The following is a 26,330-nucleotide window of genomic DNA, read 5'->3' as shown; positions in this document are numbered from 1 at the left end:
CGGCTCGGGGTGCGGGATGCGGGATGCGGGGCGGGTGGATGTGCGTCAGTTGGTGGGGTGCAGGTGGGCCCGGCCTCCGACGAACGTCGCGCGGACGGGCAGCGAACGCAGCCCTGATGCCGTCAGCCCCCGGGGGTCCTGTGCCAGCCACACCAGGTCGGCGGCGGCACCCGGGCGGATCCGACCCCACGGGTGCTCGTGGAGGTCGGCGAAGCCCTGATGGGCCACCGCGGTGGAGTAGGCGTCCAGGGAGACCCCCAGGTCCAGGCGTTCCTGGGGTGTCCAGCCCTGGTCCGGCTCCCCGTCCTCGGTCTGACGTGACACGGCCACGGCGACCCCCTCCAGGGGTGCCCCAGACGAACACGGCCAGTCGGACCCGAAGGCCAGTGCGGCGCCGTCGTCCCTCAGGGTGCGCATGCGGTACTGCTGATCGGAGCGTTCGGTGCCCAACCGCGGGACCTGCAGCACGGTCATCAGGGCGTCGGGCTGGGCCCACAGCGGCTGCATGCAGGGGATGACCCCCAGGCTGCTGAACCGGGGCAGGTCCTGCTCGTCCACCAGCTGGGCGTGCGCGATCACCGGACGCCGATCCCGCGGACCGTTCACGGACACGGCATGCTCGATCGCGTCCAGGGCCTGCCGGACGGCGGCGTCCCCGATCGCGTGGATGTGGATCTGGAAGCCCAGGGCATCCACCGCGGCGGCGGCGTGGGCCAGGGAGTCGCCCTCCCAGACGGTCATGCCGTGGTCGTGCAGGCCGGAGCAGTAGGGCTGGAGCAGTGCGCCGGTCTCGTTCTCGATCACCCCGTCGGCGAAGAACTTCACGGTGTTCGCGGTCAGGTGCGAGTGGCCGGCGGCCTGCACTCGGACCCGCTGGGCGGCGAAGTCCTCCAGCTGGTGGTCGATATGCCGCGGGTCGGCGTAGAAGGCCAGGTTGTAGCGGATCTCCAGGGCGTCCTGCTCGGCGGCCGCGAGGTAGGCCTCCAGGTTCTCCGGCTCCACCCAGGCGTCCTGGACCCAGCTCACCCCGTGCTCCAGGAAGTAGCGGGAAGCCCGGCGCAGGGCGTCCACCAGGGTGTTGGTGTCCCGGGGCGGGCAGTGCTGCATGACCAGGTCGATCGCGCCCCATTCGCGCAGGGTGCCCCAGGGTCGCCCGTCGGGGTGGCGTGGGATCTCCCCGAGCTCGGGGTCTGGGGTCTGCGCGGTGATCCCGGCGACCTCCAGGGCCGAGGAATTGCACCACACGGTGTGATAGTCCCAGGCCCGCAGCACCACGGGTCGGTCGGATACGGCCTCGTCCAGCCACCGGGCGTCGAACAGGCCCTCCGGGGCGAGCGAGCCGTCGTAGGAGGCACCCAGGATCCACGGCAGCTCGGGGTGCTCCTCGGCGTAGTGGCGCACCTCTTCCACGATCTGCTCCACGCTGGTGCACGTGCGCACCGCCGGCCCGACCCCCTCGAGTCCACCGAAGAGAGGATGGGCGTGGCCGTCGCCGAAGGCGGGCATCAGGAAGCCGCCCTCCAGGTCCACGCTCTGCACCCGCTCGCGCTCCCGCTCGCTGTGCCCCGCGAGCCGGGCGGTGACTTCGGCGCCCACGGCGGTGATCACCCCGTCACGCACCAGCACCTGTTCGGCCGTCTCGTGGCCCTCGCCCTGCCACACGGTTCCGGAGTGCAGGTGGAGGTGGCCGTGGCCGTGGAGGCTCTGCGTCATGGGGTCCTCTCCGCCGGTGGTCCGGCCGTGGGCCTGCTCTGAGTCGAACAGTGTTCGGTTCGCGTGTTGGGACAGCACCCTAGGCGAGCATGGCGCCGCTGAACAGGCCCTGGACCGAACTTGCGAGCACCGGACTCTCAGACACCGGACTCTCAGACACCGGAGTCGCGCCTCTCGCCTCGGGACCCTGGACTAGGGTGGGCGGCGTCGGCCGTCTCCGGCCCGATCGACCGTGCCAGCGGACAAGCAGTGGGTGGACCTGGATGAGACTGACGCGCGAGCGGCTCGTGGATGAGGCGCTGGCCCTGCTGGACGAGCAGGGTGAGAACGGGCTGACCATGCGCGGTCTCGCGGACCGGGTGGACCGCCAGGTCTCCTCCCTCTATCACCACGTCTCCGGTCGTGCCGAGCTCGTCGAACTGATCCGGGCCCGACTCGTCGAGGAGATGGACACCAGCCGCTTCGAGGCCGCTCCGTGGGATGAGGCCCTGCGGCACTGGGCGAGGTCCTATCTGCAGGCCTTCGCCGCTCATCGCAGTGCCATCGCCCTGCTGGCCACTGCCCCGTTGCGCGACCACAGCACCTACCGGATGTACGAGGTGGTCGTGGACGCCCTGGTGCGCGGCGGCTGGAGCGGTCCCCAGGCGGTGGGGGCCATGCGCGCGGTGGAGTCCTTCGTGATGGGCAGCGCGCTGGATCTGGGCGCCCCGGAGGACTTCCTGACCTCGGAGGCCCTGCCGGAGGACGTTCCGAGCATGGCCGAGGTGCTCGGCCGCGGCACGCCAGAGCCCTACTCGGGACGGGTGACCTTCGAGTCGGGTCTGGACGCGCTGATCCTCGGTCTGCAGGCGCACGTCGCCGGTCGAGGGTGAGCCTTCGGCGGCTTTCCCGACGACGGCCCCTCACCGAGGCGAGCATGCCTCACCCTGGCTTGTGCCCGCGTGGGAGAATGAGGCGATGGCCTCCTCAGACTCTCGCCCCGGTTCCGATGCCCACCGCGACACCCGTGACTCCCGCGTCTCCTCTGTGAAGCGCGGCCAGCAGTCTGCCCGCCGTGACGGCCGTGGCGGTGAGCAGCTGGATCCGCGCGAGGCTCACCTGGAGCATGATCGGGGTGGGCGGCTGAAGCTGAACCCGCCGCGGCGCGGGATGATCGACGAGTCCGAGGCCCAGCAGCTCTCCGAGGACCGGGCCCGGCTGCAGCGCAACGGTGTGGGCAGCTCGCTGTCCGCACCGTCCCGCACCGAGCGTCCGGCCAAGAACGCCGAGCGCCCGCAGGTCCGTCCCAAGGCTGAGGGCTGGACCCAGCAGACCACCGCGGAGGGGCGCCCGCTGCTGCAGTTCAAGCAGCCGCGCGTGGCCCAGCCCAAGACCCACCTGGCGGACCTGACCCTTCAGGAGCGGCAGGCGAAGGTGGCCGAACTGGGCTTCCCGGCGTTCCGCGCCAAGCAGCTCTCCACGCACTACTTCGTGCACCACACCTCGGACCCGGAGCGGATGACCGACCTGCCTGCGGACACCCGCCAGCAGCTGGTCGGGGAGATGATGCCGCCGCTGCTGACCGAGGTGCGCCGGCTGACCACGGACAACGGGGACACCATCAAGTTCCTGTGGCGCCTGTTCGACGGCGCGCTCGTGGAGTCCGTGCTGATGCGCTACCCCGGTCGCGTGACGCTGTGCGTGTCCAGCCAGGCCGGCTGCGGCATGAACTGCCCGTTCTGCGCCACCGGTCAGAACGGTCTGACGCGCAACATGTCCACCGCGGAGATCGTGGAGCAGGTGGTGCGCGCCAACCAGGTGATCGCTGAGGGCGGTCTGGGCGGGCTGCGCAAGGACGGCGGGCACAACGCCGAGCGCGTGACGAACATCGTGTTCATGGGCATGGGCGAGCCGCTGGCCAACTACAAGCGGGTGATCGCCTCGGTCCGGCGGATGGTCGATCCCGCTCCGGAGGGCCTGGGCATGTCCGCGCGGCACATCACGGTCTCCACCGTGGGGCTGGTGCCGGCCATCAACAAACTGGCGGACGAGGGCATCCCGGTGACGTTCGCGCTGTCTCTGCACGCCCCGGATGACGAGCTGCGCGACGAGCTGATCCCGGTGAACTCCCGCTGGAAGGCGGACGAGGCGATCGACGCCGCCTACAACTACTACCGTTCCACCGGGCGGCGCGTGTCCATCGAGTACGCGCTGATCAAGGACATGAACGACCACCCGTGGCGCGCGGACCTGCTGGCCAAGAAGCTCAACGCGCGCGGCCGCGGCTGGGTCCACGTCAACCCCATCCCGCTCAACCCCACGCCCGGTTCCATCTGGACGGCCTCCGAACCGGACGTGACGGATGAGTTCATCGACCGGCTCGAGGCCGCCGGCATCCCCACCACCCTGCGGGACACCCGCGGCAAGGAGATCGACGGCGCCTGCGGCCAGCTCGCGGCCGAGGGTGATGACGAGTCCTCACCCCAGACCCCGGCGGAGCGGGGAGAGCCCGACGACGCCACGCACCACAGCACCGAAGGCGCCCCTCTGGTCTGAGGTCGGCTTCCCCGCCCCCTGATCATGATCACGCCAACTGCGGTTCCGCTCGGCGAGTCTCACCGCGTACTGCGCACGTGATCTGGTGGGTGGGTAGCGTGGAGCGGTGACCTCTGAGAACCGCACCCAGACCATGCTGGAGCTGGCCGCCGAGCGCGGTGTGCAGTGGCCCCTGACCACCGAGCGTCTGACCCTGACTCCGTTCACCGCCCATGATGCCCCGGCCGTATGGGAGTTCCTGCAGCTGGAGCAGGTCAACACCTGGACGGCCAGCAGCTTCACCGGTCCGGACGACGTAGCCGAACGGTGGCTCCCGCAGGGTTCCCAGCTGGTGGTGCGCGTGGGAGAGACCGTGATCGGCAACTGCATGATCCAGGTGCAGGACGCCTGGTCGCACGCCGAGGTGACCGAGCAGGCCAGGCACACGCAGGCCGAACTGGGCTGGACGTTCCACCCGGAGCACCACGGCCGCGGGTACGCCACGGAAGCGGTCCGTGCGCTGATGGAGCTGAGCTTCACCCAGCTGGGGCTGCGCCGGGTCGAGGCCCAGTGCTTCGCGGACAACATCCCCAGCTGGCGGCTGATGGAGCGGGTCGGGCTGCGCCGCGAGGGCGTGTTCGTCAAGGAGTCCCTGCACCGCACCCACGGCTGGATCGACGGCATGAGCTACGCCCTGCTCGCCGAGGAGTACGCCGCGCTCGGACGCTGAGACCGATTACGTCGACGTCGTCGTGCCCTGTCAGACCTCAGGCGCTGGCGGAGTCCTCGTCCGGCTCGCCTTCACCGGTGTCGCCGCCGGTCCCGGACTCGAACATCTCCAGCAGCTCCACGTCACCGGTGCGGGGACTGCCGGACCAGGTCCGTGCCTCGACGTGCAGCAGCAGACACTGAGCCGTCTGGTCCCCGGACTCCCAGGTGAGCTCGTCCGGCGCGATCACACCGAAGTCCCATGCGGAGCTCATGAAGTCCTCGCCCAGGTAGTCGTCGTAGGCCTGGATGCACTCGTCGTCGACGCCCATCCACACCGGGCTGTCATCCCCCGGGTACCCGCCGTCCTCCGCGGGGACGGTGGCGTGGTGCACCATCTCGGAACCGTGCTCCTCGGAGCAGTCGATCACGCGCAGTGCCATGATCTCCCCCTCCGGGGGCTCCTCCATGCAGTCTCCGGGATTCAGATCCACCGGATACTTCCGGTCGGCGTCCAGCTGCAGGCCGAATCCCCGGGCGGCGTCGTCCACGGCCTCCGGGACCGGGGTGCCGGAGCATCCGCTCAGTCCCAGCACCATCAGGACAGCCATCCCGACGGCGGCCCCTCGCCTCGAGCGCCTGGGCTCGCGGAGGCGCGGGGAGGGGCGGGACAGGCCAACAGCAGAGGGAGATGAGAACGTGCTCACGGGCGCTCCAACGGATGCGAGGTCGCACATCCGCGGCGGGTCGCCGGCCCCGGTCGAACACTGTCCGGGGCGGTCCTGCACTGCGGTGGTCCGCAGCGGTCCAGGGCGACAGTGGCAAGATCATAGCCCCCGCAGGACGGCTCAGCGCTCCTGACGGTCGTAGACGCGCCGTCCGATCACCGCGCCGAGCGTGACCAGCAGGGCCAGCAGTGCGGCGCCCGCGAACAGGGTGGTCCAGGCATCGGCCGCCACGAGGGGGCCGGCGGCCAGGGTGCTGACCGAACTGCCGGCGAACAGCCCCGCGGCGAACAGTGCCACCACGGTGCCGCGTGCGGCCGGTGCCACGGAGGTCGCCCAGGCCTGCAGGGAGGTGTGCAGCAGGGCCCACGCGGCACCGAGCAGCAGGGCCGAGGCGATCACCGTCCCCACGGAGATGTGCACGGCCACCAGGGCGAAGCCCAGGGTCATCGCTCCGCCGCCGGTCAGCATCAAGGCGGTGATCGGCAGCCGTTGGCCCAGGGGTCGGACCAGCCGCGAGCAGAGCATGGTGGACACCCCGTACCCGGCCACGGTCAGTCCAGCGGCGGTGGCGTCCAGCCCCTGGGCCTGCAGGGCGGGGGCCAGGAAGGTCAGCATGCCCAGGACGGCGGCGCCCTCGAAGAACGCCAGGGTCACCACGGTCCACACCCACCGGTTCCGCAGCGCAGTGTTCAGGGTGGCCACGAAGCCGCCGCCGGATTCACGCGCCGGTTCGGGCAGTCGGCGCAGCGCCAGCAGGCACAGCACCGCGATCACCGGGGGCAGGGCGAACATCACCCGCCAGCTGAGCAGGTCTCCCACCAGTCCCGCGGTGGCGGTGGCCAAGGCGGTCCCGACGGCGATCCCCGCCATCAGATCCGAGAGTGCGGACTGACGGTGGCTGGCTGCCACGGTGTCCCCGATGTAGGTCAGTGCGGTGGGGATGATCCCACCGAAGAAGACACCGGTGACCGCACGGGCCGCGACCAGCAGGATGAGGGTGGGGGCGAACGCGGAGAGCAGTCCGGCCACGGCTGAGCCGAGCAGGGCCCACCGCAGCAGACGCACTCGCCCGAACCGGTCTGCCAGGGTGCCCCAGATCGGCTGGCTGAAGCCGTACGCCAGGTAGTAGACACCGGCCACGGCCACCGCCTGGGCCAGGGAGACACCCAGGTCCAGGGCCACGAACACCAGCAGCGGGCTCACCGCGAACCGGTCGAAACTGGACGCGAACGAAGCCAACGCCACGCCCAGGGGAGGGCGGGTGCGGACCGGTGTGACGTCGTCGGGACGTCCCTGGTTCTGGGGTGGGGTGCTCACGCTGACCCAAGATACGCCCGGATAGCCTCGGAGCATGACTGGTGACATGAACCGCTCGCGGCAGCCCCTCGGTCCGTCCTCGCGCTCGCAGGTGCCGGACTTCGAGGTGATGAACATCCTGGGCCGGGTGAGCCAGCTGCGGCAGGCCGGGCACGAGGTGATCAGTCTGTGCGCGGGCGAACCTGGTGGCGGGGCGCCGAGCGGAGTGAACCAGGCTGCGGCAGAGATGCACGGGTCCGGGCGGGCGTTGAACTACACGCCGATCCTGGGGATCCCGGAGCTGCGTGAGGCGATCGCCGGGCACTACCGGCGGTGGTACGGACTGGACGTGCAGGCGGGGCAGGTGGCGGTGACCACGGGATCATCGGGGGCGTTCGTCACGGGGTTCCTGGCGGCGTTCAATCCGGGCGACCGGGTGGCGATGGCCCGTCCGGGGTATCCGGCGTACCGGAATATCCTGCAGGCGCTGGGGTGCCAGGTGGTGGAGATCGACGCCGGCCCGCAGGTGCGCTTCCAGCCCACGCCGGAGCTGCTGGAGGAGGCTGAACGGGTGCACGGTCCGCTGGCGGGACTGGTGATCGCTTCGCCGAACAACCCCACGGGGACCATGGTGACCCGGGAAGAGCTGGGGGCGTTGGCGGCGTGGTGCGCTGAGCGTGGGGTGCGGCTGGTCTCGGATGAGATCTACCACGGCATCACCTACGCGGACACGGCGCAGGTGGGGGATGAACCGGGCGACGAGCGCGGTGTGTGCGCGTGGGAGTTCTCCCGGGAGGCAGTGGTGATCAGCTCGTTCTCCAAGTACTGGGGGATGCCGGGCTGGCGGATCGGCTGGATGCTGATGCCGGATGACCTGGCCGCGGCGGTGTCCGGTCTGACGGGGTCGGTGTCCCTGTGTCCGCCGGCGGCAGCTCAGTACGCGGCGGTGGAGGCGTTCTCAGAGCAGTCCTATGCCGAGTGCGATGCGCAGGTGGCCGAGTTCGCCCGGACCCGTCAACTGGTGCTGGCCCGCGCGGAGGAGCTGGAGTGGACCGATGCGGCTCCGGCCGACGGGGCGTTCTACTTCTACGCGCAGCCGGGGGAACGGATGCTGGAGCGGTATGGGTCGTCGGCGGCGTACTGCGCAGCGCTGTTGGAGCAGGCCCATGTGGCGCTCACCCCGGGAGGCGACTTCGACTCCCGGGGCGGCGACCGGTACGTGCGGCTGTCCTTCGCCGCCGGCTACGACGCCGTGGCGCAGGCCCTCGAACGGATCATGGAGTTCCAGCGCGGGTGAGTGCTCTGGTCTGCCGTGATCACTGCACGAGTTCGATGCCGTCGATCTGGTAGACGGGGACCGTGGTTGACCCTCCGATCTGGGTGTCATACGACATCGACATCAGCACGGTGGCCAGGACGTGCACCTGGTCGTCGCCGACGAAGTCACTCAGGGCCTCGCAGCCGATCCCGGTCTCAGCCATGAACATCGAGTTGTGCTCGTAGTCCCAGGTGTCGGCCATGTTGGCCTGCGAAGCATTGCCGCGGAAGATGCAGTCTCCGGTGGCAGCATCGAACTGAGTGATGTGGGCATAGACCTGGACCTGACGTCCCATATGCGCATCAGGGTCCTTGGTGATCAAGGCCAAATCGCGAGCGGTCAACTTCTCGTAGTCACTCGGATCTGCCTCGACGGGCTCCGGCTCCTCGGTGGGAGTGGGCTCCGGCTCCTCCGACGGTGTGGGCGTGGGAGTGGATGTCGGCGACTCAGACTCCTCGACCTCGGTCGCCTGCACCGCCGTGGCGCTGGCGCTGGTGGACGGCGAGGCCGGTGCAGAGGTGCTCGGGGAGGCCGACGAACTCGACGGCGAGCTGGCCGGAGTGGTCTCGTCGGTGGCCGTGGGGCTGTCCTGCCCGTTGCCTCCGAGGTTGGCGATCACACCGATCGCCAGGACCACGCCCAGAGCGATGGCCCACCACCGCTTGTACCAGGGCTTGCGGGGCTTCTGCGGTGCGGGGGATGCCGGGGCGGCGGGGTGCTGCTGGTGCTGCGTGGGAAACGCGTCCATGGGGGGATCTCCTCCATCAGGTGCCTGCAGGAGTGGCCAACCGGGATGGCTGGTTCCTGTTCAGCGGTGATGGTGGTGAACCTACGGACCGGGGCGGACACGATAAGGATTTCTCGGCGCCCACCAATCCAGACAGCACAGCGGTGCCATTCCGCTTTCGGAATGACACCGCTGTGATTCGATCAGGAAAACTCGTTCAGCCCTGGTCGGGGCTCAAGCCCGACTCAGAACTGGACGGTCTCGTTCTCGCCGGGGTTGGCCGGCTTGCCGGTGACCTTGCCCTTGACGACCTCCACGACGGTGGCGACAGCTCCGGGGGAGTCCCAGTACTCGGCGGACTGCGGCTGGACCCGGATCAGCACGATCTCCGGGTCCTCCGGGGAGGCGCCCTCACCGAAGAACGCCTCGGTGCCGGCGTTCCAGTACTCGCGCTTGCGCTGATCGTCCCGGACCACCTCGCCGGTGCCGGAGATCGAGGCCCAGAAGCCCTTGTTCGCCAACGTGACGTTGACCTGCTGCCCGCCATTGGAGTCCTGCGAGGCATCACCGGTGGAACGGGTGATGAACCAGATGGCGTGGTCGGCGGCGACCTCCTGCACGGCCATGGGACGGCTGACGATGCGGCCGTCATCCTCGGTGGTGACCAGCATGGCGATGCCGGCCTTGTCGACCTGCTCCAGCACGGTGGTGATCTGATCCTTCTCGGTCATGATTCCTCCTGGGGTGCCCGGATCGCTGACTCCGAGCGGTTGGGGTGTGACGCACGAAGGACCCCCCTCAGGAGGTCCTTCGTACGGTTCACCGGACGGATCCGGCGAAGAATGGGTGATCCCGATCAGCGCTTCGGGGTGGTGCCGCCCGAGGGCAGCTCGCCGGGGGCCTTCGGTCCGGGAGCGACGTCCTTCTCCAGGCTCTTGAGGTAGTCCGCGGCCTTCAGTGCACCGGAGGAGAGGGTGCGCAGACCCTTCTCGCCCCACACGCGAGTGCGGTTCCAGGCGGTGCGGGCGGTGGCCTCGGCCGTGTCACGACCGGCGCGCGGGTTGGTGCGGAAGTCGTTGATCTTCTGCCCGGCGGCCTGGGCGGTGGACTTCAGGCTGTCCAGCCGCTCGGCGGTCTGGGGGCGCGCGGACACACCTGAGGAGCGGCCCATGAAGGACGGCGCCGGGGTGAAGCGAGGCGCGGACGGCTGGTCGGGCTGGTGGGGTGTGTTCTCCGAGGTCATACGCTGAGTCTAGAGATCTCCGGTCCCGATGGGGAGGGGCCTGCGCTCACCGCATCAGCGCGTCGCCACCTCGCCGGCTCCTTCCATGTCCGGGTCACCCCGTAGCGTGAGCACATGACATCCCCACACCCCGCATCACCCCTGAAGATCGATCTGCCGGACGGGCAGGGTCGGCGCGTGCTCGTCACCGGAGCCACCGGGTACATCGGCGGACGCCTGGTTCCCGAGCTGCTCGCCGCCGGGTTCACCGTCCGCGTCAGCGCCCGGAACCTGGACGACCTGCGCACCCGCCCGTGGTTCGACCAGGTGGAGCACGCCACGGCCGACCTGCAGGAGCCGGACGAGGTCCGAGCGGCCATGCAGGACGTCCACACGGTCTACTACCTGGTCCACTCCATGGGCGGGCAGGGCAACGACTTCATCGACCGGGAACGGCAGATCGCCCAGACCGTGGCGAGTGCTGCCGCCCAAGCCGGCGTCCAGCAGATCGTCTACCTCGGCGGACTGCACCCGGACCGCCCGCTGGAGGAGCTCTCCGACCACATGCGCTCACGCGAACAGGTCGCCCAGGTGCTGCTGGAAGGTGAGGTGCCTGCGGTGGCCTACCGGGCCGGCGTCGTGATCGGTTCTGGATCGGTTTCCTTCGAGATGATCCGTCACCTGGCCGAACGGCTGCCGTTCATGGTGGGGCCGGACTGGCTGAAGAACCGGATCGAGCCGATCGCCGTGCGGGACGTGCTCTACTACCTGGCGCATGCCGGGGCCCTGGCCGAGCCGGTCAACCGCACCCTGGAGATCGGCTGCGGGCAGGCCCAGACCTTCGCGTCCATGCTCACCGACTACGCCGAGGTGGCTGGGCTCTCGCGCCGCACCGTGATTCCGCTGCCCCTTCCTGCCCAGCGGCTCTCCGGGTTCTGGATCGGCATGGTCACGCCCATCCCGTCCGGGATCGCCCTGCCGTTGGCGGCCTCGCTCGCGGAGGATGCGGTCACGCACGGTCATGAGGTGGCCGAGGTGATCCCGGATCCGCCGGGCGGGCTGACCCCCTACCGGGAGGCGTGCCGGCGCGCGATCGAGAAGCAGACCTCCGGCGAGGTCTCCACCACCTGGGATCATGACGTGCTGACCAGCGCTGATCCGGCCGACCCCCTTCCTTCGGACCCGGACTGGGCCGGCCACACGGTGTTCACGGACATCAGAGAGCACGACGGCGGCGCCTCACCTGAGGCGGTATGGCGTGTGATCGAGGGGATCGGCGGACAGAACGGCTGGTACTCGCCGGGTCTGATGTGGCGGTTGCGCGGCCTGATGGACCAGGCGGTGGGCGGCTACGGCCTGGCGCGCGGCCGCCGGGATCCGGAGCATCTGCAGGTCAACGACCACGTGGACTGGTGGCGGGTGGAGGACATCCAGCCCGGGCGGCTGCTGACCCTGCGCGCGGAGATGAAGGCCGGCGGGCGGGCCTGGCTGCAGCTGGGCGTGGAGGGGCTGCCCGGTGGCGGTTCCCGGTACCACCAACGGGCAGTGTTCTTCCCCAGTGGGCTGCTCGGACGGGCCTACTGGCGCGCGATCCAGCCCTTCCACGCGCTGATCTTCCCCACCATGGCGCGGAACATCATGCGTGCGGCGGACCGGGAGGGCGGGGCGCGGGGCTGAGGTGCCACGCGGACGGCCCGACCGCACTGGCGCCGCCTCACGTTGTACACCCCCAAGCCGGAAATGCAGCCCCCTACATGAGGCTGTGAAACCGGTACGGGGGTGTACAACGGCGTGGGGGAGGGGAAGTCAGCGGCGGGCCCGAGCTCGCTGCACGCGCTGCACCCACCGCTGACCGGGGGAGAGCTCGGCCCAGTTCAGACGGAGGGTCTGGGCGGCCAGGCTGAACTGGCGCCGGACCTGGGCTCGGGAGCGGAACATGCGTCCTGCCGCACCCACCCGCAGCTGCGGGAGGAACCGCACGCGCCGTCCATCCAGGTGCAGGTGGAAGGACAGATCGAGGTCGTCGTGCACGTCCGCGCGGTCCCGGCGAACCCGCTCCCGGACGGACACCCAGGCATCCGCGCGCAGGGCGAAGTTCGTCCCCCACAGCGGTGTCCCCGCCAGCGTCGAGCCCGCCGCCCACCGGTACCCGGACATGTACAGGGCCGAGAGCACGCGCCCGCGCAGCCCCGGCGGATCGTAGAACAGCCCCGGACCGGTCACCGCGTCCAGCCCCGGGTCCGCCTCGAACGCCGCCACCACTCGCTCCAGCCAGTCCGCCGGAGCACGCGTGTCCGCATCGCACCGCACGATCACCGAGCCCCCCGCCGCGTCATACCCGGTGGCCGCCGCCGCAGGGATGCCCCGCACCGGCTCCTCGACCACGCGCGCACCCCACGCCCGCGCCAGCTGCGCCGAACCGTCCGTGCTCCCGTTGTCCACCACGAGCACCTCCTCTGCGCGCCTGGACTGACGTGCCAGGTGAGCCAGGCACTCGGCGAGAGGGCCGGCGTCGTTCAGGACCGGGATGACCACGGACACGGTCACCGTGCGCGCGTCACTCATCCGCGCTCACCGGCGCGCACGGCCAGCCACGCGCCCACCAGTGCGCCGAGGGTGTTGGCGGTGAGATCGCCGATGGTGTCCTCATACCCCACGCCGATCTCCTCCGTCACGAACGTGTGCCCCCACCACTCGGCCAGCTCCCACACCACGCCCAGGCTGACCGTGGCCCCGGCCAGTCCCAGCCAGGCCAGAGTGTGCCCGGTGGTGCGCAGCACGGTGACCGCCGGGATGTCCCGACGACGCAGCGCGGCTTCCACGGCGATCCCCACCAGTCCTGCCACCAGGGCAGAGGTCAGAGCGTGCATGAGCACGTCCAGTGCGCCGACACGGTGGTAGAGCCCGGTGACGCTGAACCAGCCGGCGGCGAGCAGGGTGAGCTGTCCGGTCCAGTCCAGCAGGGAGCCCCCGCGCATCCAGCGCAGCAGCCATTGGGTGCCGAACACCAGGAAGATCACGGCGGCCGAGGGCCATCCGGCGGTGACCCAGGCGGCGGGGATCAGCACGAGGCCGAGCGCCCGGAGCAGGTCGGCGGGGATCAGCGGGAACACAGCGTCACTCCACCGGACCCGTGGACCCCACCGAACACGTGTACGCCGGAGACAGGGACACGCCGTGCAGAACGACATCCATCGTGATCATGATCTGGGAGAGGGGTCGGTGCGCGGGGTCAGGAGCAGCCAGAGGGCGGGCAGCAGCAGGACGGCGCCGAGCGGGTAGGCGAAGTCCTCCAGCGGGGCCAGTCCGATGAACACTCCGGACAGGGCGTGGCCGCCGTAGTCGAAGAGGCCGGAGGCGATCATGATGTTGTCGAACACGGCGGTCAGCGCCCACAGGATGAGGGTGGAGAGCACGATCGCCAGCACGTGGCGTCCACGCACCCGCCGGGCCAGCACGGCGACCAGGAGGGCTGCGGCGGAGATGCCCAGGAAGACCAGGTTCAGCTCCCAGAAGTTCATGCGGACACCCCGTTCGCAGCTTCTGTTCGCTCGCGCCGCCCGGCCCGCCAGGTCAGCAGCTGCACCAGCCCGGTGAACAGCACCATGGTCAGGTAGCTGAGGAAGAACAGGAAGAACGCCTCCTCCAGCGGCAGCTCCGGGGCGAGCATGATCCCGGTCATCAGCTCGGAGTCGCGGTGCAGGAAGATCCCCAGGTCGATCGCCCAGAGGTCCCAGCCCAGGAAGTAGACCATGCCAGCCACCATGACCGCGGTGGCCGCCACCGGACGGCGGAAGAAGAACAGGCGGTGCCGCCAGTCCAGCAGTGCCATGCAGCCGATCACGAACAGCAGCGTTCCCAGGTAGATCACGGGCAGATCATCTCCGTCAGGTCCACGTGCGGATCACATCCCTTCCGGGCGGATCAGCGCCCACCAGACCAACAGCATGGTCACGAAGAACCCTGTCACATAGTTCAGCCAGAGGAACGTGGACCACCCGGCGTGGGCGCGTCCGGAGCTCTCATCCGTGACACAGCGGAAGCGCAGCACGTTCACCAGGTACGGCACGGCCAGCAGGGCGGCGAGCGGGCCGGGCCAGTCAGTGGGCAGCATCAGCAGTCCGGCGCCGGCGTAGAGACCGGCGGCCAGCCACACGGTGGGACGGGCACCGAGCACGGTGGCCACCGAGGCCAGTCCGCCCTCACGGTCCGGGACCACGTCCTGCACCGCGCCGAACATCTGGGATGCCATGCCCCACAAGAAGAACCCGGCCAGCAGCGCCACCAGCCCCACGGTGGGCTCAGCCCCGGCCAGCACCGCGGCGTACACGGCGGGGGAGACGAAGTGGGTGGAGGAGGTGACAGCATCCAGGAACGGCCGCTCCTTGAACCGCAGCCCGGCCCAGGAGTACGCCACCACGGCGAACAGGGAGATCGCCAGCACCGCCAGGGACCACCAGTTCAGGGTGACCGCACCCCAGGCGGCCAGCACCACCACGAACGGCACGGGCAGCAGACAGGACCACAGCAGCACGGACCGGCGCACGGAGGCGTCCACCACAGAGCCCTCCACGCCGCCCTTGCGGGGGTTGCGCAGGTCGGACTCGTAGTCGAAGACGTCGTTCACGCCGTACATCAGCAGGTTGTACGGGATCAGGAAGAACACGGTGCCCAGCACCACCAGCCACGCGGGCAGCCCGCCGGTCAGCAGGGCGACGGCGGCGAAGGGGTAGGCCGTGTTGACCCAGCTGATCGGCCGGGACGCCCAGAACAGGCGCTTCAGCATGCGGCTCCCTCGGTTCGGGCCGCAGACCCTCCGGCACGCACTCCGTCACGGCGCACGGCATCCCGCACCACCTCGGCGGAGATCAGGCACATCGGCACCCCGATCCCGGGCTGCACCGAGGACCCCGCATAGAACAGTCCGTCTACGCCGGGCTCACGCACGCCCGGGCGGAACATGGCCGACTGCCTCAGCGTGTGCCCGGGGCCCAGCAGGGATCCGCTCCACGCATTGAACTGCGCCACGAAGTCGCCGGGTCCGTAGGTCCGCCGCACCTGAACGCGCTGCGCCAGATCCGGGATCCCCGCCCACCGGGCCAGCTGGTCCACGGCGGCATCGGCCACCCGCTCGACCATCTCATCGCCCGGTTGGTCCACCTCCGCGGTCCGCACCCCGCCACGACCCCAGGCGGGGACGGCCGGCGCGGGCACCAGGATGAACAGGTTCTCGCACCCCTCCGGAGCGGTCCCGGGATCGGTGTCCGAGGTCTTGCACACGTAGATGGAGGTCTCCGCGGCCAGCTCCGCACCGCGCTGGATCCGCCCGAAGTTGTCCTCCCAGTCCGCGGTGAACAGCAGATTGTGGTGCACCAGCTCGGGCAGCTCCCCGCGCACGCCCAGGCACACCAGCACCCCGGACGGACCCGGCTCGCGCTTCTCCCAACGGGACTCCGGGGCCCGCTGGTCATCCGGAAGCAGGACCGTCTGGAGGTGCTTGAGGTCAGCGGCCCCCACCACGACGTCGGCTCCCAGACTCACGGGGGCGGCGTCGCCTTCCCCGCGGGGAAGGTAGGTGACGCCCTGCACCTGGGGGCGTGGCCGTCGTCGGGAAGAAAGGGCCGGGAAGCGCTCTGCTGCGCGGGAGGCCAGGCGGGCGGCGCGCGAGGAGGTGGGGGAGCCGTCCTGCAGGTTGATCGAGGTGACCTGGGCGCCGGTGATGATCTCCACCCCGGCGTCCCGGACCAGCTCGGCCATGGCGTCCACCAGGGCGGCGAACCCGCCCACGGGGTACTGCACGCCGTCGGTCAGGTCCAGGTGGCTCATCAGGTGGTACATGGCCGGGGCGCGGTCCGGGGAGGTGCCCAGGAACACGGCCGGGTAGCCCAGCAGCTGACGTTGGCGGGGGTCGGTGAACCGGGAGGCCACGAACCGCTGGAGCGAGGTGCCCAGCAGCTGAGCCAGCCGGGGGGCGCGGCGCAATACAGCGGGGACGGCCAGCCGGGCCAGGTTCTCGCGGTGGAAGTCGGTGTAGAGGAAGTGCTCCTTGGCCAGCTCGTAGGCCTCGGCGGCGGAGTCCAGGTAGTCCTGCAGAGCCGCGCCGGAGCCGGGGTCCAGGGACTCGAACAGGGCCACGGCCTGCTCCCGGCCGGACTCCACGTCCACGGGTGGTGCGTCCAGGTGGTCCTGGAAGAACGTGCGGTAGGCGGGACTGAGGCGGCGCAGGTCCATGTGCTCGGCCACGGAGGAGCCCATCAGGGTGAACCACCGTTCGATCACCTCCGGCATCAGGTACCAGGAGGGGCCGGTGTCGAAGGTGTAGCCCTGCGCGGACCAGCGTCCGGAGCGACCACCCAGGGTGTCCAGCTGCTCCAGCAGGGTGACCTGGTGCCCCTCGCGTGCCAGCAGCCCGGCGGTGGCCAGCCCGGCGAACCCGCCGCCGATCACCACGGTGCGGGGGCCGGCCTGCCCGGCGGGGTGCGGTGCGGGGCTCATGCGCTCCTCCATTGTCCGGCGAGGACCTGGACGGCCAGCCGTGCCTTGACCGCCGTGGGGACGCTGATGCGCTCGCGGACCAGACGCTGGGCGGGGACGGCGTCGATCCGGGCGGCGAGCTCGCCGAAGAGCCGGTGGGCCAGCATCACCGCGCGGCGGGCCCTCCGGTCCAGGGCGTGGATGCCGGGCAGGGCGGCGTCCAGGTCGGCGCGCAGATCGGCCACCAGGCGGTCTTTGGTGGGCCCGTCCAACTGGGTCTGGTCCGAGCCGGGCAGGTAGGTCCGCCCCAGCTGGTCCTGGTCGGCGGCGAGGTCCCGCAGGAAGTTGACCTTCTGGAAGGCCGCGCCGAGCCGCCGGGCGCTCTCCCGCAGGAACTCCCGTTCGGACTCGGTGCTTGCGCGGGTGCCGGGCAGGGCGAAGAACACCTGCAGGCACATCAGTCCCACCACTTCGGCGGAGCCGTAGATGTAGTCCCCCAGGGAGTCCCGGTCATGCTCGGCCACCTCCAGGTCCGCGCGCATGGAGGCGAAGAACGGGGCGGTCAGCTCGGTGCCGATCCCGTGGCGCCGGGCCACGTCTGCGAAGGCATGCACCACCAGGTTCGTGGAGAAGCCCGTGGCCACGGCCCGGTCCACCTCGGCCTCCAGATCATCCAGGGCGGCGCGCACGGGGGTGGGGTCCAGGCCGGCCGCCCGGGCGGTGCCGTCCACCACTTCGTCGGCCACGCGCACCAGGGCGTAGATGCTGGCGATGTCCGCCCGGGTCCGGCGCGGCAGGGTCCGGCAGGCCAGGGCGAAGGAGGTGGAGTACCGTCCGATCACCTGTCCGGCGGCCGCCGCGGCGGTGCGGGTGTAGAGGTCCAGCCCGGTGGTGAGGGCTGGCGGCTCGGTGGGCTGGCCGGGGGAACCGGCGGCGGGGGGACGGTCAGGCATCAGGCGCTCCGGTGCAGGACGTCGTGGCAGAGGGAGTCCAGCTCGGCGCGGATGCCGGCCGGCAGCTGCAGCCGGTCCAGCCCGGCGCGGGCCTGTTCCACCAGCTCGGTGGCGATCCGGGTGGCCTGTTCCGGGGCGCCGGAGTGCTCCAGGGCTGTCCGCACCTGTTCCACGGTGCCGGAGCCGTCCGCCCACGCGAGCATCTGCCGCTGCACCTCGGGCTGTCCCACACCGTGGGCGGTGAGCACGGTGGCCTTGCCCTCGCGCAGGTCCGCGGTGGTGGACTTGCCGGTCAGGCTCGGGTCTCCGAAGGTCCCCAGCAGATCGTCGATCACCTGGTAGGCCACGCCCAGGTGGGAGCCGACCTGGGCCAGCTGCTCGGCGGTCTGCTCGTCCGCACCGGCCAGCAGGGCCCCGGCGCGCAGCGGCGCCTCGAAGGAGTAGGAGGCGGTCTTGAGCCGTTCCATGGTCAGGATCTGCTCCACCTCCGGGTGGGGTGGGGTGAAACGGTGGAGGGAGAGCAGCACGTCCTCGAGCTCCCCGGCGGCGGCCTGGGTGGCGGCATCGAACACGACGTCGGCCACGGCCTGGCCGCGTTCGGTGCCGGGCGCGCAGGTGGAGACCAGGCGGAAGGCCCCGGTGAGCAGCACGTCTCCGGCGATGATCGCCGCCGAGCGTCCCAGGTGCAGCGCCTCGTCCTCGGGGGCGCCGGTGGCGGCGATGTCCTGGCGGTACTTCTCGGCCACGGTGGGTTCGCCGCGGCGGATGTGGTCCCGGTCCACCACGTCGTCATGGACGATCAGAGCCGCGTGCAGCAGCTCGAAGGCGGCAGCCAGGCGGACGGCGTCGGACTGTTCGGGCGAGTCCGGCGCGGCGAAGGCGGACCAGGCCAGCAGGGTCAGACGGGGCCGGACCAGCTTGCCGCCGCGCACCTGGTCCTGCAGGCGGGACCAGAGGGTGGTGAAAGCCGGTGTGGTGCGGTCCCCGAGCGGCTGCCGGGTGAAGTGCCGGTCCAGCTCCTCCAGCACGGCGGTGCGCTGGGCGGTCCAATCGGGTGAATGACCCTGACCGGGCTGGTCCCGGGCAGAACCCGTCTGGCTACTGTGGAGGGGTGAGGGTGGTCGGTGGTGGCGGGTTGCATCGACCTGTCTCACCGGGGCACCTCGACATAGTTAGCTGATCTAATAACCTGACGGTAGAGGTAATCCTAACGGATCGAGACTGAGGTGGTGCAGGACGTGGACGAGGTTCAGAGGTCAACGGTGGAGCAGGTGGTGCTGCTGGATGAGCACGGGCAGCCGAGCGGAACCGCGCCCAAGGCCACCGTTCACCGTACGGTCCAGGACGGCGGCACCCCGCTCCACCTGGCCTTCTCCTGCCATGTGGTCGACTCCCAGGGGCGACTGCTGATGACCCGCCGAGCGCTGGGCAAGGTGGCCTTCCCCGGGGTGTGGACCAACGCGTTCTGCGGCCATCCGGGACCGGGGGAGGAGCTGGAAGCGGCCATCCGTCGCAGGGCTCGGCAGGAGCTGGGACTGGACCTGGTGCAGATCTGGTCTGCCCTGCCGGACTTCGCCTACCGGGCTGCGGACGCCGCTGGCATGGAGGAGAACGAGGTCTGCCCGGTGTTCATGGCGCAGACGGAGCAGGCTGAACCGGCCCCGGACCCGGAGGAGGCCGACGACTGGGCCTGGGTGACACCGGAGGATCTGCGATCGGCGGTGACGGCCACCCCGTTCGCGTTCAGTCCGTGGATGAACCTCCAGGTCAACGCCGGAGTCCTGGACAACATCGCTGGTCAGGGCCGGGTCTGAGCTGTCGCCTGATCGTTGTGAAGATCGCACCCGGGCCGTCGTGCTCAGCGTGTGAAGGGACGTAGAATTGGAAAGTGCACCGTGAGGTTGTTCGGTGCAACGATTCGTCCTGTCTGTTCATGACAGGTCATGACAGGACGCAGACTCGGCCCCATCGCCGCTGTGGCGCAGTGGGGCCGGCATGGACCGGCCGTTCGCGGCCGGCGCGTGGTGCCTGGGCCCAGGGGTGTGGTCCCAGGCACCGCGTGGTCCAGGAGCCTGTCAGCCCCGCCCGGACTGAGATCCCAGCAGCCGCCCGCCCGAGTCCAGCTCCAGCGCGCACAGCACCTGACGATCCCCCTCGGACCAGGACCCCTCCGAGGGCACGAAGCTGACGAACCCCAGCCGCGACTCCTCCGCCGTGGCTCCCGTGAACGCCACGAACTCCCCTGCGCACCGGTCCGTGGCCTCCGTCTGCACCGCCTCCGCCCCGGGCCAGGACGGGTGGTCCAGCTGGAGCACGGCGTACATCTCCTGATCATGGGCCACCTCGCAGGGGAGAACGCTCACCCGGAAGAGCCCGTCGCCCTCGGCAGGGCGGTCGAAGCACTGCCCGGGGGAGAGTTGGAAGATGCTCATCTGCTCGGCGCTGACACTGGGGCTCGGTGTGGAGGTGCCCACCTCCTCGTGTCCCGCGCTGGGACCGCAGCCGGTCAGCGCCAGGGCGAGGGCCGTCGTCGGGAAGGTCCAGCCCAAGGTGCGGAAGCGGGAGGTGCGGTGCGAGCTCACCTGTCCACTGTAGGCAGGTCCTTGGCGTAGCAGACCGACTCCACGGCGCCCACATAGGGTTCGAAGGCCGGGGCCTCCGTGAATCCGGCGCTGAGGTAGAGCCGCCGGCCGGCGTCCTGGAACACCGCCGCCTCGGTGACGATCCGGGTGAACCCGGCCTCCCGCGCGGCGTCCTCCACTGCGGTGAGCAGCTCGGCTGCCGCCCCGGATCCGCGGGACATGGGCATCAGGTAGAGCCGTTTGAGCTCGGCGGTGGCGGGGTCGATCCGCCGGAAACCGCCGCCTCCGATCGCATCCAGGGTGGTGCGCTGCTGGGCGATCACGTAGCGCGGATCGTCGGTGGGAGAGGGGTCGGTGCCGGCGTCGTACCGGCTGTCCGGGGGAGTGATGCGTTCGAGCTCGCGGTGCTGGGCCAGGCGCAGCGCGTGGGCCACGGGGTGGTCCCAGGGGACGGTGTGGAAGATCAGATGGGATGAGCGCATGGGTCCCCTTCGGTGCGGCGCGCGTCAGGGATCTCCCGACGCCGGCACCTCACCATCCTGCCCAGCGGCGGTTTCACCGGTGTTACCGGTGGGTGACGGTGTGGGACGAGCCTGCTGCGGGTCAGTGCAGGGGCGCACCGTGCACGGCGCCGGGGGCGGTCCAGCCGAAGCGCAGGGAGAGCACACGCAGTGAGAAGACCGCGACCACGATCAGCGCACCGGTGAGCCAGTTGAGCCAGCCGAAGAACTCGAGCCAGGAGGCCAGTCCCGCGCCGATCATGGCGGGGATGGCGTACACGCCGCGGCGGTTGAACAGCTGCGGGGTCTCGTTGGCCACCACATCGCGCATCACGCCGCCGCCCACAGCCGTGGCCACGCCCAGCAGGGCACCCTGGACCGGGCCCATGCCGGCGCTCATGGCGGTGTGGGTGCCGAGCACGCAGAACAGGGCCAGGCCGGCGGCGTCGAACACCAGCAGGGGACGGCGGTACCGGTCCTGGCGCACCAGGTGGATGTAGACCAGGGCGACGGCCAGCAGCGGCGGGACCAGGTAGATGGGTTGGCGGAAGGCGTTGGGGATGTCGTCCCCGATGATCAGGTCGCGGATGACGCCGCCGCCCAGACCCACCAGGTAGGCCAGGAACATGGAGCCGATGATGTCGAAGTGCCGTTTGGCCGCCAACAGGGACCCGGAGACGGCGAAGAAGAACACGCCCGTCAGGTCCAACACGAGCAGGACCGTGGGGAGGTAGTCGACCACGGGCTCCGGGACGGGCACCGGAAGGGTGGCGTGGACCCAGGCTGCAGAGGTCACTGCTGGGGGGTGACCAGCTGCTGCGCCAACCCCGTGTACGTGGCTGGGGTGAGTTCGAGCAGGCGGGCCTCGGCCTTGGGCTCGAGTCCCAACCCCTGGACGAACTCGCGCATGCGCTCGCCGTCCACACGCTGGCCGCGGGTGAGGTCCTTGAGGCGCTCGTAGGGGTCCTCCATGCCCTCGACTCCGGCGATCGCCTGGGCGCGCATGACGGTCTGGACGGCCTCGCCGAGGACCTCCCAGTTGGTGTCGAGATCGTGCGCGAGAACATCTTCGGCCACGTCCAGCTGGGTCAGGCCCTTGGAGACGTTGGACAGGGCCAGCAGGGAGTGGCCGATGCCCACGCCGATGTTGCGCTGGGAGGTGGAGTCGGTGAGGTCGCGCTGCCAGCGGGACTCGACCAGGGTGGCGGCCAGGGAGTCCAGCAGGGCATTGGAGAGCTCGAGGTTGGCCTCGGCGTTCTCGAAGCGGATGGGGTTGACCTTGTGCGGCATGGTGGAGGACCCGGTGGCGCCGGCCACGGGGATCTGCTTGAAGTAGCCGATGGAGATGTAGGACCACACGTCCACGCAGAACCCGTGCAGGATGCGGTTGAAGCGGGCCATGTCTGCGTAGAGCTCGGCCTGCCAGTCGTGGGACTCGATCTGGGTGGTCAGACGGTTCCAGGTCAGACCCAGATGCTCCACGAAGGTGCGGGCGATCTGCTGCCAGTCGGCGTCCGGCGCGGCGGAGAGATGCGCGGCGTAGGTGCCGGTGGCGCCGTTGATCTTGCCCAGGTACTCCTGCTGGCGGATGCGGTCCAGCTGGCGGTTCAGGCGGTGCGCGAAGACGGCGAGCTCCTTGCCCAGGGTGGTGGGCGTAGCGGGCTGACCGTGGGTGCGGGAGAGCATGGGGACGGCGGCGGACTGCTCGGCCATGGCGGTGATCTTGGCGACGGCCTGGTCAGCGGCGGGCAGCCAGACCTGCTCGACGGCGTCACGCACCCCCACCGCGTAGGCCAGATTGTTGATGTCCTCCGAGGTGCAGGCGAAGTGCACGAGGGGCTTGAGGTGGGCCAGGCCCAGGTCCTCCAGGCGCGCGGAGATGTAGTACTCCACGGCCTTGACGTCATGCACGGTGATGGCCTCGATGCCGGCCAGCTCCTCGATGCCTTCGGTGCCGAAATCGGTCACGATGGCGCGCAGACCCTGCTCCTGCTCAGCGGTGAGGGGGGATAGGCCCGGCAGCACGCTTTGAGCGCACAGGTGGATGAACCACTCGACCTCCACGTGGATGCGGTTGCGGTTCAGCGCGGCCTCGGAGAGGTGGTCCGCCAGCGGTGCCACGGCGGAACGGTAACGGCCGTCCAGCGGGCCGACCGGGATGCCGGCCTCGGCCAGGGACTGACGTCCGGCGGTGGACCCGGCGGGAGAGGTGGAGGCGGACGCAGCGGCAGGCACAGAGGCAGACTGATCAGGCATGCCTCCATTCTCGCACTGGGTTCGAGGCGGGGGTGCTTCGTATCGTGTCTGCGGCGCAGAACATAATGGCGACATGGAAGAACCTCGCGTCCTGAGTTCCGGACGGCTCGCACAGCTGGCCCCTGGTGTGTACGAACAGCTGGTGACTCAAGCGGTGGATGAGCGGTTGCAGGACAACGCGGCCATGCGTGCTGATGTCTCGGATGTGCCGGGCGATGCGGTCGTCCGACCGCTGGCGCAGCATGTCTCTCAACTGGTCGAGCATGCGTTGTCAGCTGCAAAGACATCGGAACAACAGCGGGAGATCGCCGCAAGAGTGATTGCAGCTTTGGGGGACGGCTACGCGCCGGACCAGATTGCGCCCGGTGAGGCTATCCGTCAGCTCCGTGAAGTGCGGCCAGCCATCGACTTGAATCAGCAGTCGAAAGAACGGCCAGAGACGCCGTTCTCTGATGTCGCTCTCATTACCAACGCATCGAGTGAGCCGAGCATCGGATCGGAAATTCGCGCCGAGCTCGATTCGGCGGATCGCGTCGATCTACTGTGTGCCTTCGTGAAATGGCAGGGGCTGCGGACCATGGAGCGAGAGCTGGCAGCTTTGAAGGAACGGGGTGTTCCTTTCCGTGTCATCACCACCACCTATATCGGAGCAACCGAGCGACTGGCGCTCGATCGGATCGTGCGTGAGTTCGGTGGCGAGGTACGCATCAGCTACGCCACCAAGTCCACGCGGCTCCACGCGAAGGCATGGCTATTCCACCGGGATAGTGGCTACAGCACCGCCTACGTCGGGTCGTCGAACCTCTCGCGGGCGGCCATGTTGGACGGATTGGAGTGGAATGTTCGCCTCTCCAACGTCATGACCCCAGCCCTGATTCGAAAGTTCGAGGCGACCTTCGAAAGTTACTGGGACGACGACTCCTTTGAGCCGTATAACCCGGATGTGGATGGAGACCGGCTCGAGCGGGAGATCAAGAAGGGTTCCTTTGCCGGCACCACCACACCCCAGCTCGAACTGAGGGGACTGGATGTGCGGCCGTACCCGCACCAGGTGCTGATGCTGCAAGATCTCGCCGCCGAGCGCGCAGAGCACGATCGGCATCGCAACCTGCTGGTTGCTGCGACTGGAACGGGAAAGACGGTCATTGCCGCGCTGGATTACCGTGACTTGATCACTCATGCTGGGCGACGACTGAAGTTGCTGTTCGTTGCTCACCGCCAGGAGATATTGGAGCAGGCTCGTCACACGTACCGCAGTGTGCTCAGCGATCCCACATTTGGTGAGCTGTACGTCGGCGGTGACCGGCCCACTCGGTGGGAGCACGTATTCGCCAGTGTGCAGTCATTGGGAAGTTATGGCATCGAGAATCTGCCAGCCGAGCATTTCGATGTTGTGGTGATCGACGAGTTTCATCATGCTCCCGCTCAGTCCTACGAACTCTTGCTGTCCCACCTGCGTCCGCAGGAAATGCTGGGCTTGACCGCGACTCCGGAGCGTTCAGATGGCTTTAACGTCAAGGGCATCTTCGGTGGGCGCATTGCCTCGGAGATGCGGCTGTGGGACGCGCTGGATGCGGACATTCTGGTGCCGTTTCACTACTTTGGCATCGCAGATGATGTGGACCTCAGCCGAGTGGAGTGGAAGAACGGACAGTACGACCGGACCGCGTTGGGCAAGGTCTATACGGGGAACGATGCCCGCACCCGCGCCATCTTGAAAGCACTACGCGACAAGGTAGGGGATCTGACCGCGATGAAGGCGCTTGGATTCTGCGCCACCGTGGACCATGCGCACTACATGGCGGAGGCATTCACTGCGGCCGGAATCCCTGTAGCCGTCATCGTGGGAGATACCGACAATGCGGCTCGTCGCGAAGCCCTGGCACAACTGCGCGCCGGGGACATCAAGGTGGTCTTCGGTGTGGACGTCTTCAATGAAGGTCTCGATATTCCGGACGTCAACACAGTGCTCTTTCTCCGACCGACGCAGAGCGCCACGATCTTCCTTCAGCAGCTGGGACGCGGTCTGCGTCGTGCCCATGGAAAGAGCGTCCTCACCGCGCTGGACTTCGTCGGTCATCAGCGCAAGGAGTTCAGATTCGATCTCAAGCTACGTGCACTGACGGGTGTGGGTCGAAAGCAACTGGTGGACGATCTCCACCATGACTTCCCGTACCTCCCGTCTGGAAGTCAGATTGTCCTGGACGAGGTGGCTCGGGAGAACATCCTGGAGAACATTCGTACCCAGGTCGGGCTCAATGTGAACCAGCTGGCTCAGGATGTTCGGGACCATGCAGGTGGTCGGGATGTGTGGAAGTACCGTCTTGCCGACTACCTGGCAGAGTCCGACCGAACAGTCGCAGATGTCTACCGACAAGGCTCGAACGGACGCAGCTGGACTACGGTTCGATTGCGAGCCGATCGATCTGAGCCTCCTCTTCACGTCACCACAGAGGCTGCACGAGAGACGCTCAGAGTCGGGCGCCTGGTCCATGTGGATGATTGGGAACGGGCGGACGCCTATCTCCGGATCCTCACTGAGCACCGTGCGTTGCGGGACATGTCCACGCTGGATCAGCAGTACGCGATGATGCTGTTCTTCACTGCGATCTATGAGAAGGACAGGTTCGGATCATTTGACGATGGGCTGACCTGGGCCCGGAATCAGCATGCCTTCGTGGAGGAAGCCGGTCAGCTACTCGAGCATGTTGTGGACGTCGCCAGGAACACCCCACAGCCCATGAAGCTGGATAAGGAAACGGCTCTCAAGAGCCATGCACACTATCGCCGTGAGGAGATTCTGGCGGGGCTCAACATCTCGTCGTGGGAAACCAAGTACACCGCGCACGTTGAAGGTGTGGCATGGTCTGCGGCCTATCAACTCGATGCGTTGCTCGTGACGCTGAACAAGGATTCGTCCGGCTTCTCGCCGACCACGATGTATCGGGACTTCGCTGTGAGCCCGAACCGCTTCCATTGGGAAAGCCAAAACGACACCACTGCGACGTCGACCAAGGGGAGCCGCTACCTGGCGAAACGAGACCAGCAGTCACACACGGCACTGTTTGTGCGTGAACGGAGCAACGACGACATCGGCACGGCTGCATTCCTTAACCTCGGGACAGCCCAGTTCGGTTCCTGGAACAACACGGAACGACCGATGCAGATTAACTGGGATCTCGACCGTGAGATGCCTCTGCAGGTGTTCCGAGAGGGGAGCGCCATCTCTTAGACGTACGCGACAGTGACGTGTGACAGAACTTGTGAGATCGAGATGCGCGGCCTACGTACCGACAGACTTCTGGGACGTGGGGACTGCTGCACGAATAGGTGACATCT

General features: G+C 68.9%; 25 protein-coding genes. 7 read left to right on the top strand and 18 right to left on the bottom strand.

What is annotated here, in order from left to right:
* Positions 1-45: 45 nt before the first annotated feature.
* The gene (locus tag ACEXHE_RS13290; RefSeq protein WP_374786154.1) at positions 46-1,713 is read right to left on the bottom strand and encodes an amidohydrolase; all 1,668 of its coding nucleotides are present in this window, start codon (positions 1,711-1,713) and stop codon (positions 46-48) included.
* A 263-nt stretch (positions 1,714-1,976) separates the two neighbouring features.
* Between ACEXHE_RS13290 and ACEXHE_RS13285 the strand changes: the two genes are divergently transcribed.
* From ACEXHE_RS13285 to ACEXHE_RS13275, 3 genes are all read left to right on the top strand, one after another.
* Positions 1,977-2,585: a TetR/AcrR family transcriptional regulator C-terminal domain-containing protein gene (locus ACEXHE_RS13285; RefSeq protein ID WP_374786153.1), complete on the top strand. Its 609-nt coding sequence runs from the start codon at positions 1,977-1,979 to the stop codon at positions 2,583-2,585.
* Positions 2,586-2,862: 277 nt separating this feature from the next.
* Positions 2,863-4,248, top strand: coding sequence for a 23S rRNA (adenine(2503)-C(2))-methyltransferase RlmN (gene rlmN / locus ACEXHE_RS13280; RefSeq protein WP_374786160.1), 1,386 nt, complete (start codon positions 2,863-2,865; stop codon positions 4,246-4,248).
* A gap of 106 nt (positions 4,249-4,354) precedes the next feature.
* Entirely contained in the window at positions 4,355-4,957 is a 603-nt protein-coding gene (locus ACEXHE_RS13275; RefSeq protein ID WP_374786152.1) for a GNAT family N-acetyltransferase, read from the top strand.
* 37 nt (positions 4,958-4,994) lie between these two features.
* Here the strand turns inward: ACEXHE_RS13275 and ACEXHE_RS13270 are convergent, their stop codons facing one another.
* Together ACEXHE_RS13270 and ACEXHE_RS13265 are read right to left on the bottom strand one after the other, a co-directional pair.
* Positions 4,995-5,546: a septum formation family protein gene (locus ACEXHE_RS13270; RefSeq protein ID WP_374786151.1), complete on the bottom strand. Its 552-nt coding sequence runs from the start codon at positions 5,544-5,546 to the stop codon at positions 4,995-4,997.
* Positions 5,547-5,783: 237 nt separating this feature from the next.
* Positions 5,784-6,980 carry an MFS transporter gene (locus tag ACEXHE_RS13265; protein ID WP_374786150.1) on the bottom strand — a complete coding sequence of 399 codons (1,197 nt, stop codon included), beginning with the start codon at positions 6,978-6,980 and terminating at the stop codon, positions 5,784-5,786.
* A gap of 34 nt (positions 6,981-7,014) precedes the next feature.
* Between ACEXHE_RS13265 and ACEXHE_RS13260 the strand changes: the two genes are divergently transcribed.
* A complete protein-coding gene (locus ACEXHE_RS13260; protein ID WP_374786149.1) occupies positions 7,015-8,256 on the top strand; it encodes an aminotransferase class I/II-fold pyridoxal phosphate-dependent enzyme in 1,242 nt (413 codons plus the stop codon).
* Positions 8,257-8,275: 19 nt separating this feature from the next.
* Here ACEXHE_RS13260 and ACEXHE_RS13255 read toward each other — a convergent pair whose 3' ends face one another.
* From ACEXHE_RS13255 to ACEXHE_RS13245, 3 genes are all read right to left on the bottom strand, one after another.
* On the bottom strand, positions 8,276-9,025 hold the full coding sequence (locus tag ACEXHE_RS13255; RefSeq protein ID WP_374786148.1) for a hypothetical protein: 750 nt from the start codon (positions 9,023-9,025) through the stop codon (positions 8,276-8,278).
* 224 nt (positions 9,026-9,249) lie between these two features.
* Positions 9,250-9,735 (bottom strand): pyridoxamine 5'-phosphate oxidase family protein, encoded by a 486-nt coding sequence (locus tag ACEXHE_RS13250; RefSeq protein ID WP_374786147.1) that lies wholly within the window; start codon positions 9,733-9,735, stop codon positions 9,250-9,252.
* 125 nt (positions 9,736-9,860) lie between these two features.
* Complete coding sequence (locus ACEXHE_RS13245; RefSeq protein WP_374786146.1) at positions 9,861-10,247, bottom strand: hypothetical protein; 387 nt, start codon at positions 10,245-10,247, stop codon at positions 9,861-9,863.
* A gap of 114 nt (positions 10,248-10,361) precedes the next feature.
* Here ACEXHE_RS13245 and ACEXHE_RS13240 point away from each other — a divergent pair, with 114 nt between their 5' ends.
* Entirely contained in the window at positions 10,362-11,903 is a 1,542-nt protein-coding gene (locus ACEXHE_RS13240; RefSeq protein ID WP_374786145.1) for an SDR family oxidoreductase, read from the top strand.
* 129 nt (positions 11,904-12,032) lie between these two features.
* On the opposite strand, the gene ACEXHE_RS13235 is transcribed toward ACEXHE_RS13240, so the two are convergent.
* The 8 genes from ACEXHE_RS13235 to ACEXHE_RS13200 form a co-directional block, all read right to left on the bottom strand.
* Positions 12,033-12,791 carry a glycosyltransferase gene (locus ACEXHE_RS13235; RefSeq protein WP_374786144.1) on the bottom strand — a complete coding sequence of 253 codons (759 nt, stop codon included), beginning with the start codon at positions 12,789-12,791 and terminating at the stop codon, positions 12,033-12,035.
* Positions 12,788-13,339 carry a hypothetical protein gene (locus tag ACEXHE_RS13230; protein WP_374786143.1) on the bottom strand — a complete coding sequence of 184 codons (552 nt, stop codon included), beginning with the start codon at positions 13,337-13,339 and terminating at the stop codon, positions 12,788-12,790. Before ACEXHE_RS13230 ends, ACEXHE_RS13235 begins: the two co-directional genes overlap by 4 nt.
* Before the next feature lie 87 nt (positions 13,340-13,426).
* On the bottom strand, positions 13,427-13,747 hold the full coding sequence (locus ACEXHE_RS13225) for a lycopene cyclase domain-containing protein (protein WP_091698278.1): 321 nt from the start codon (positions 13,745-13,747) through the stop codon (positions 13,427-13,429).
* Positions 13,744-14,097, bottom strand: coding sequence for a lycopene cyclase domain-containing protein (locus ACEXHE_RS13220; protein ID WP_374786142.1), 354 nt, complete (start codon positions 14,095-14,097; stop codon positions 13,744-13,746). The genes ACEXHE_RS13225 and ACEXHE_RS13220 overlap by 4 nt, the downstream gene beginning before the upstream one ends.
* A 33-nt stretch (positions 14,098-14,130) precedes the next feature.
* Entirely contained in the window at positions 14,131-15,012 is an 882-nt protein-coding gene (locus ACEXHE_RS13215; protein WP_374786141.1) for a prenyltransferase, read from the bottom strand.
* A complete protein-coding gene (crtI, locus tag ACEXHE_RS13210; protein WP_374786140.1) occupies positions 15,006-16,721 on the bottom strand; it encodes a phytoene desaturase family protein in 1,716 nt (571 codons plus the stop codon). The genes ACEXHE_RS13215 and crtI overlap by 7 nt, the downstream gene beginning before the upstream one ends.
* On the bottom strand, positions 16,718-17,653 hold the full coding sequence (locus ACEXHE_RS13205; protein WP_374786139.1) for a phytoene/squalene synthase family protein: 936 nt from the start codon (positions 17,651-17,653) through the stop codon (positions 16,718-16,720). Before ACEXHE_RS13205 ends, crtI begins: the two co-directional genes overlap by 4 nt.
* Positions 17,653-18,681 carry a polyprenyl synthetase family protein gene (locus ACEXHE_RS13200; protein WP_260062296.1) on the bottom strand — a complete coding sequence of 343 codons (1,029 nt, stop codon included), beginning with the start codon at positions 18,679-18,681 and terminating at the stop codon, positions 17,653-17,655. Before ACEXHE_RS13200 ends, ACEXHE_RS13205 begins: the two co-directional genes overlap by 1 nt.
* A 210-nt stretch (positions 18,682-18,891) precedes the next feature.
* Here ACEXHE_RS13200 and idi point away from each other — a divergent pair, with 210 nt between their 5' ends.
* Complete coding sequence (idi, locus tag ACEXHE_RS13195; protein ID WP_374786138.1) at positions 18,892-19,467, top strand: isopentenyl-diphosphate Delta-isomerase; 576 nt, start codon at positions 18,892-18,894, stop codon at positions 19,465-19,467.
* 261 nt (positions 19,468-19,728) lie between these two features.
* On the opposite strand, the gene ACEXHE_RS13190 is transcribed toward idi, so the two are convergent.
* From ACEXHE_RS13190 to purB, 4 genes are all read right to left on the bottom strand, one after another.
* Positions 19,729-20,235, bottom strand: a complete 507-nt coding sequence (locus ACEXHE_RS13190; protein WP_356967507.1) for a septum formation family protein — start codon at positions 20,233-20,235, stop codon at positions 19,729-19,731.
* On the bottom strand, positions 20,232-20,717 hold the full coding sequence (locus tag ACEXHE_RS13185) for a GNAT family N-acetyltransferase (protein WP_356967505.1): 486 nt from the start codon (positions 20,715-20,717) through the stop codon (positions 20,232-20,234). Before ACEXHE_RS13185 ends, ACEXHE_RS13190 begins: the two co-directional genes overlap by 4 nt.
* Positions 20,718-20,838: 121 nt before the next feature.
* Complete coding sequence (locus tag ACEXHE_RS13180; RefSeq protein WP_311200810.1) at positions 20,839-21,531, bottom strand: trimeric intracellular cation channel family protein; 693 nt, start codon at positions 21,529-21,531, stop codon at positions 20,839-20,841.
* Positions 21,528-22,991, bottom strand: a complete 1,464-nt coding sequence (gene purB, locus ACEXHE_RS13175; RefSeq protein ID WP_356967503.1) for an adenylosuccinate lyase — start codon at positions 22,989-22,991, stop codon at positions 21,528-21,530. The genes ACEXHE_RS13180 and purB overlap by 4 nt, the downstream gene beginning before the upstream one ends.
* 73 nt (positions 22,992-23,064) lie before the next feature.
* On the opposite strand from purB, the gene ACEXHE_RS13170 reads away from it, so the two are divergent.
* A complete protein-coding gene (locus tag ACEXHE_RS13170; protein ID WP_356967501.1) occupies positions 23,065-26,223 on the top strand; it encodes a DUF3427 domain-containing protein in 3,159 nt (1,052 codons plus the stop codon).
* Positions 26,224-26,330 lie beyond the last annotated feature (107 nt).

Origin of the sequence: Micrococcus sp. IITD107, from assembly GCF_041927415.1 — a bacterium.
In the GTDB taxonomy this organism is placed as follows: domain Bacteria; phylum Actinomycetota; class Actinomycetes; order Actinomycetales; family Micrococcaceae; genus Citricoccus; species Citricoccus terreus.
This window is presented reverse-complemented; position numbering and strand designations above follow the sequence as displayed.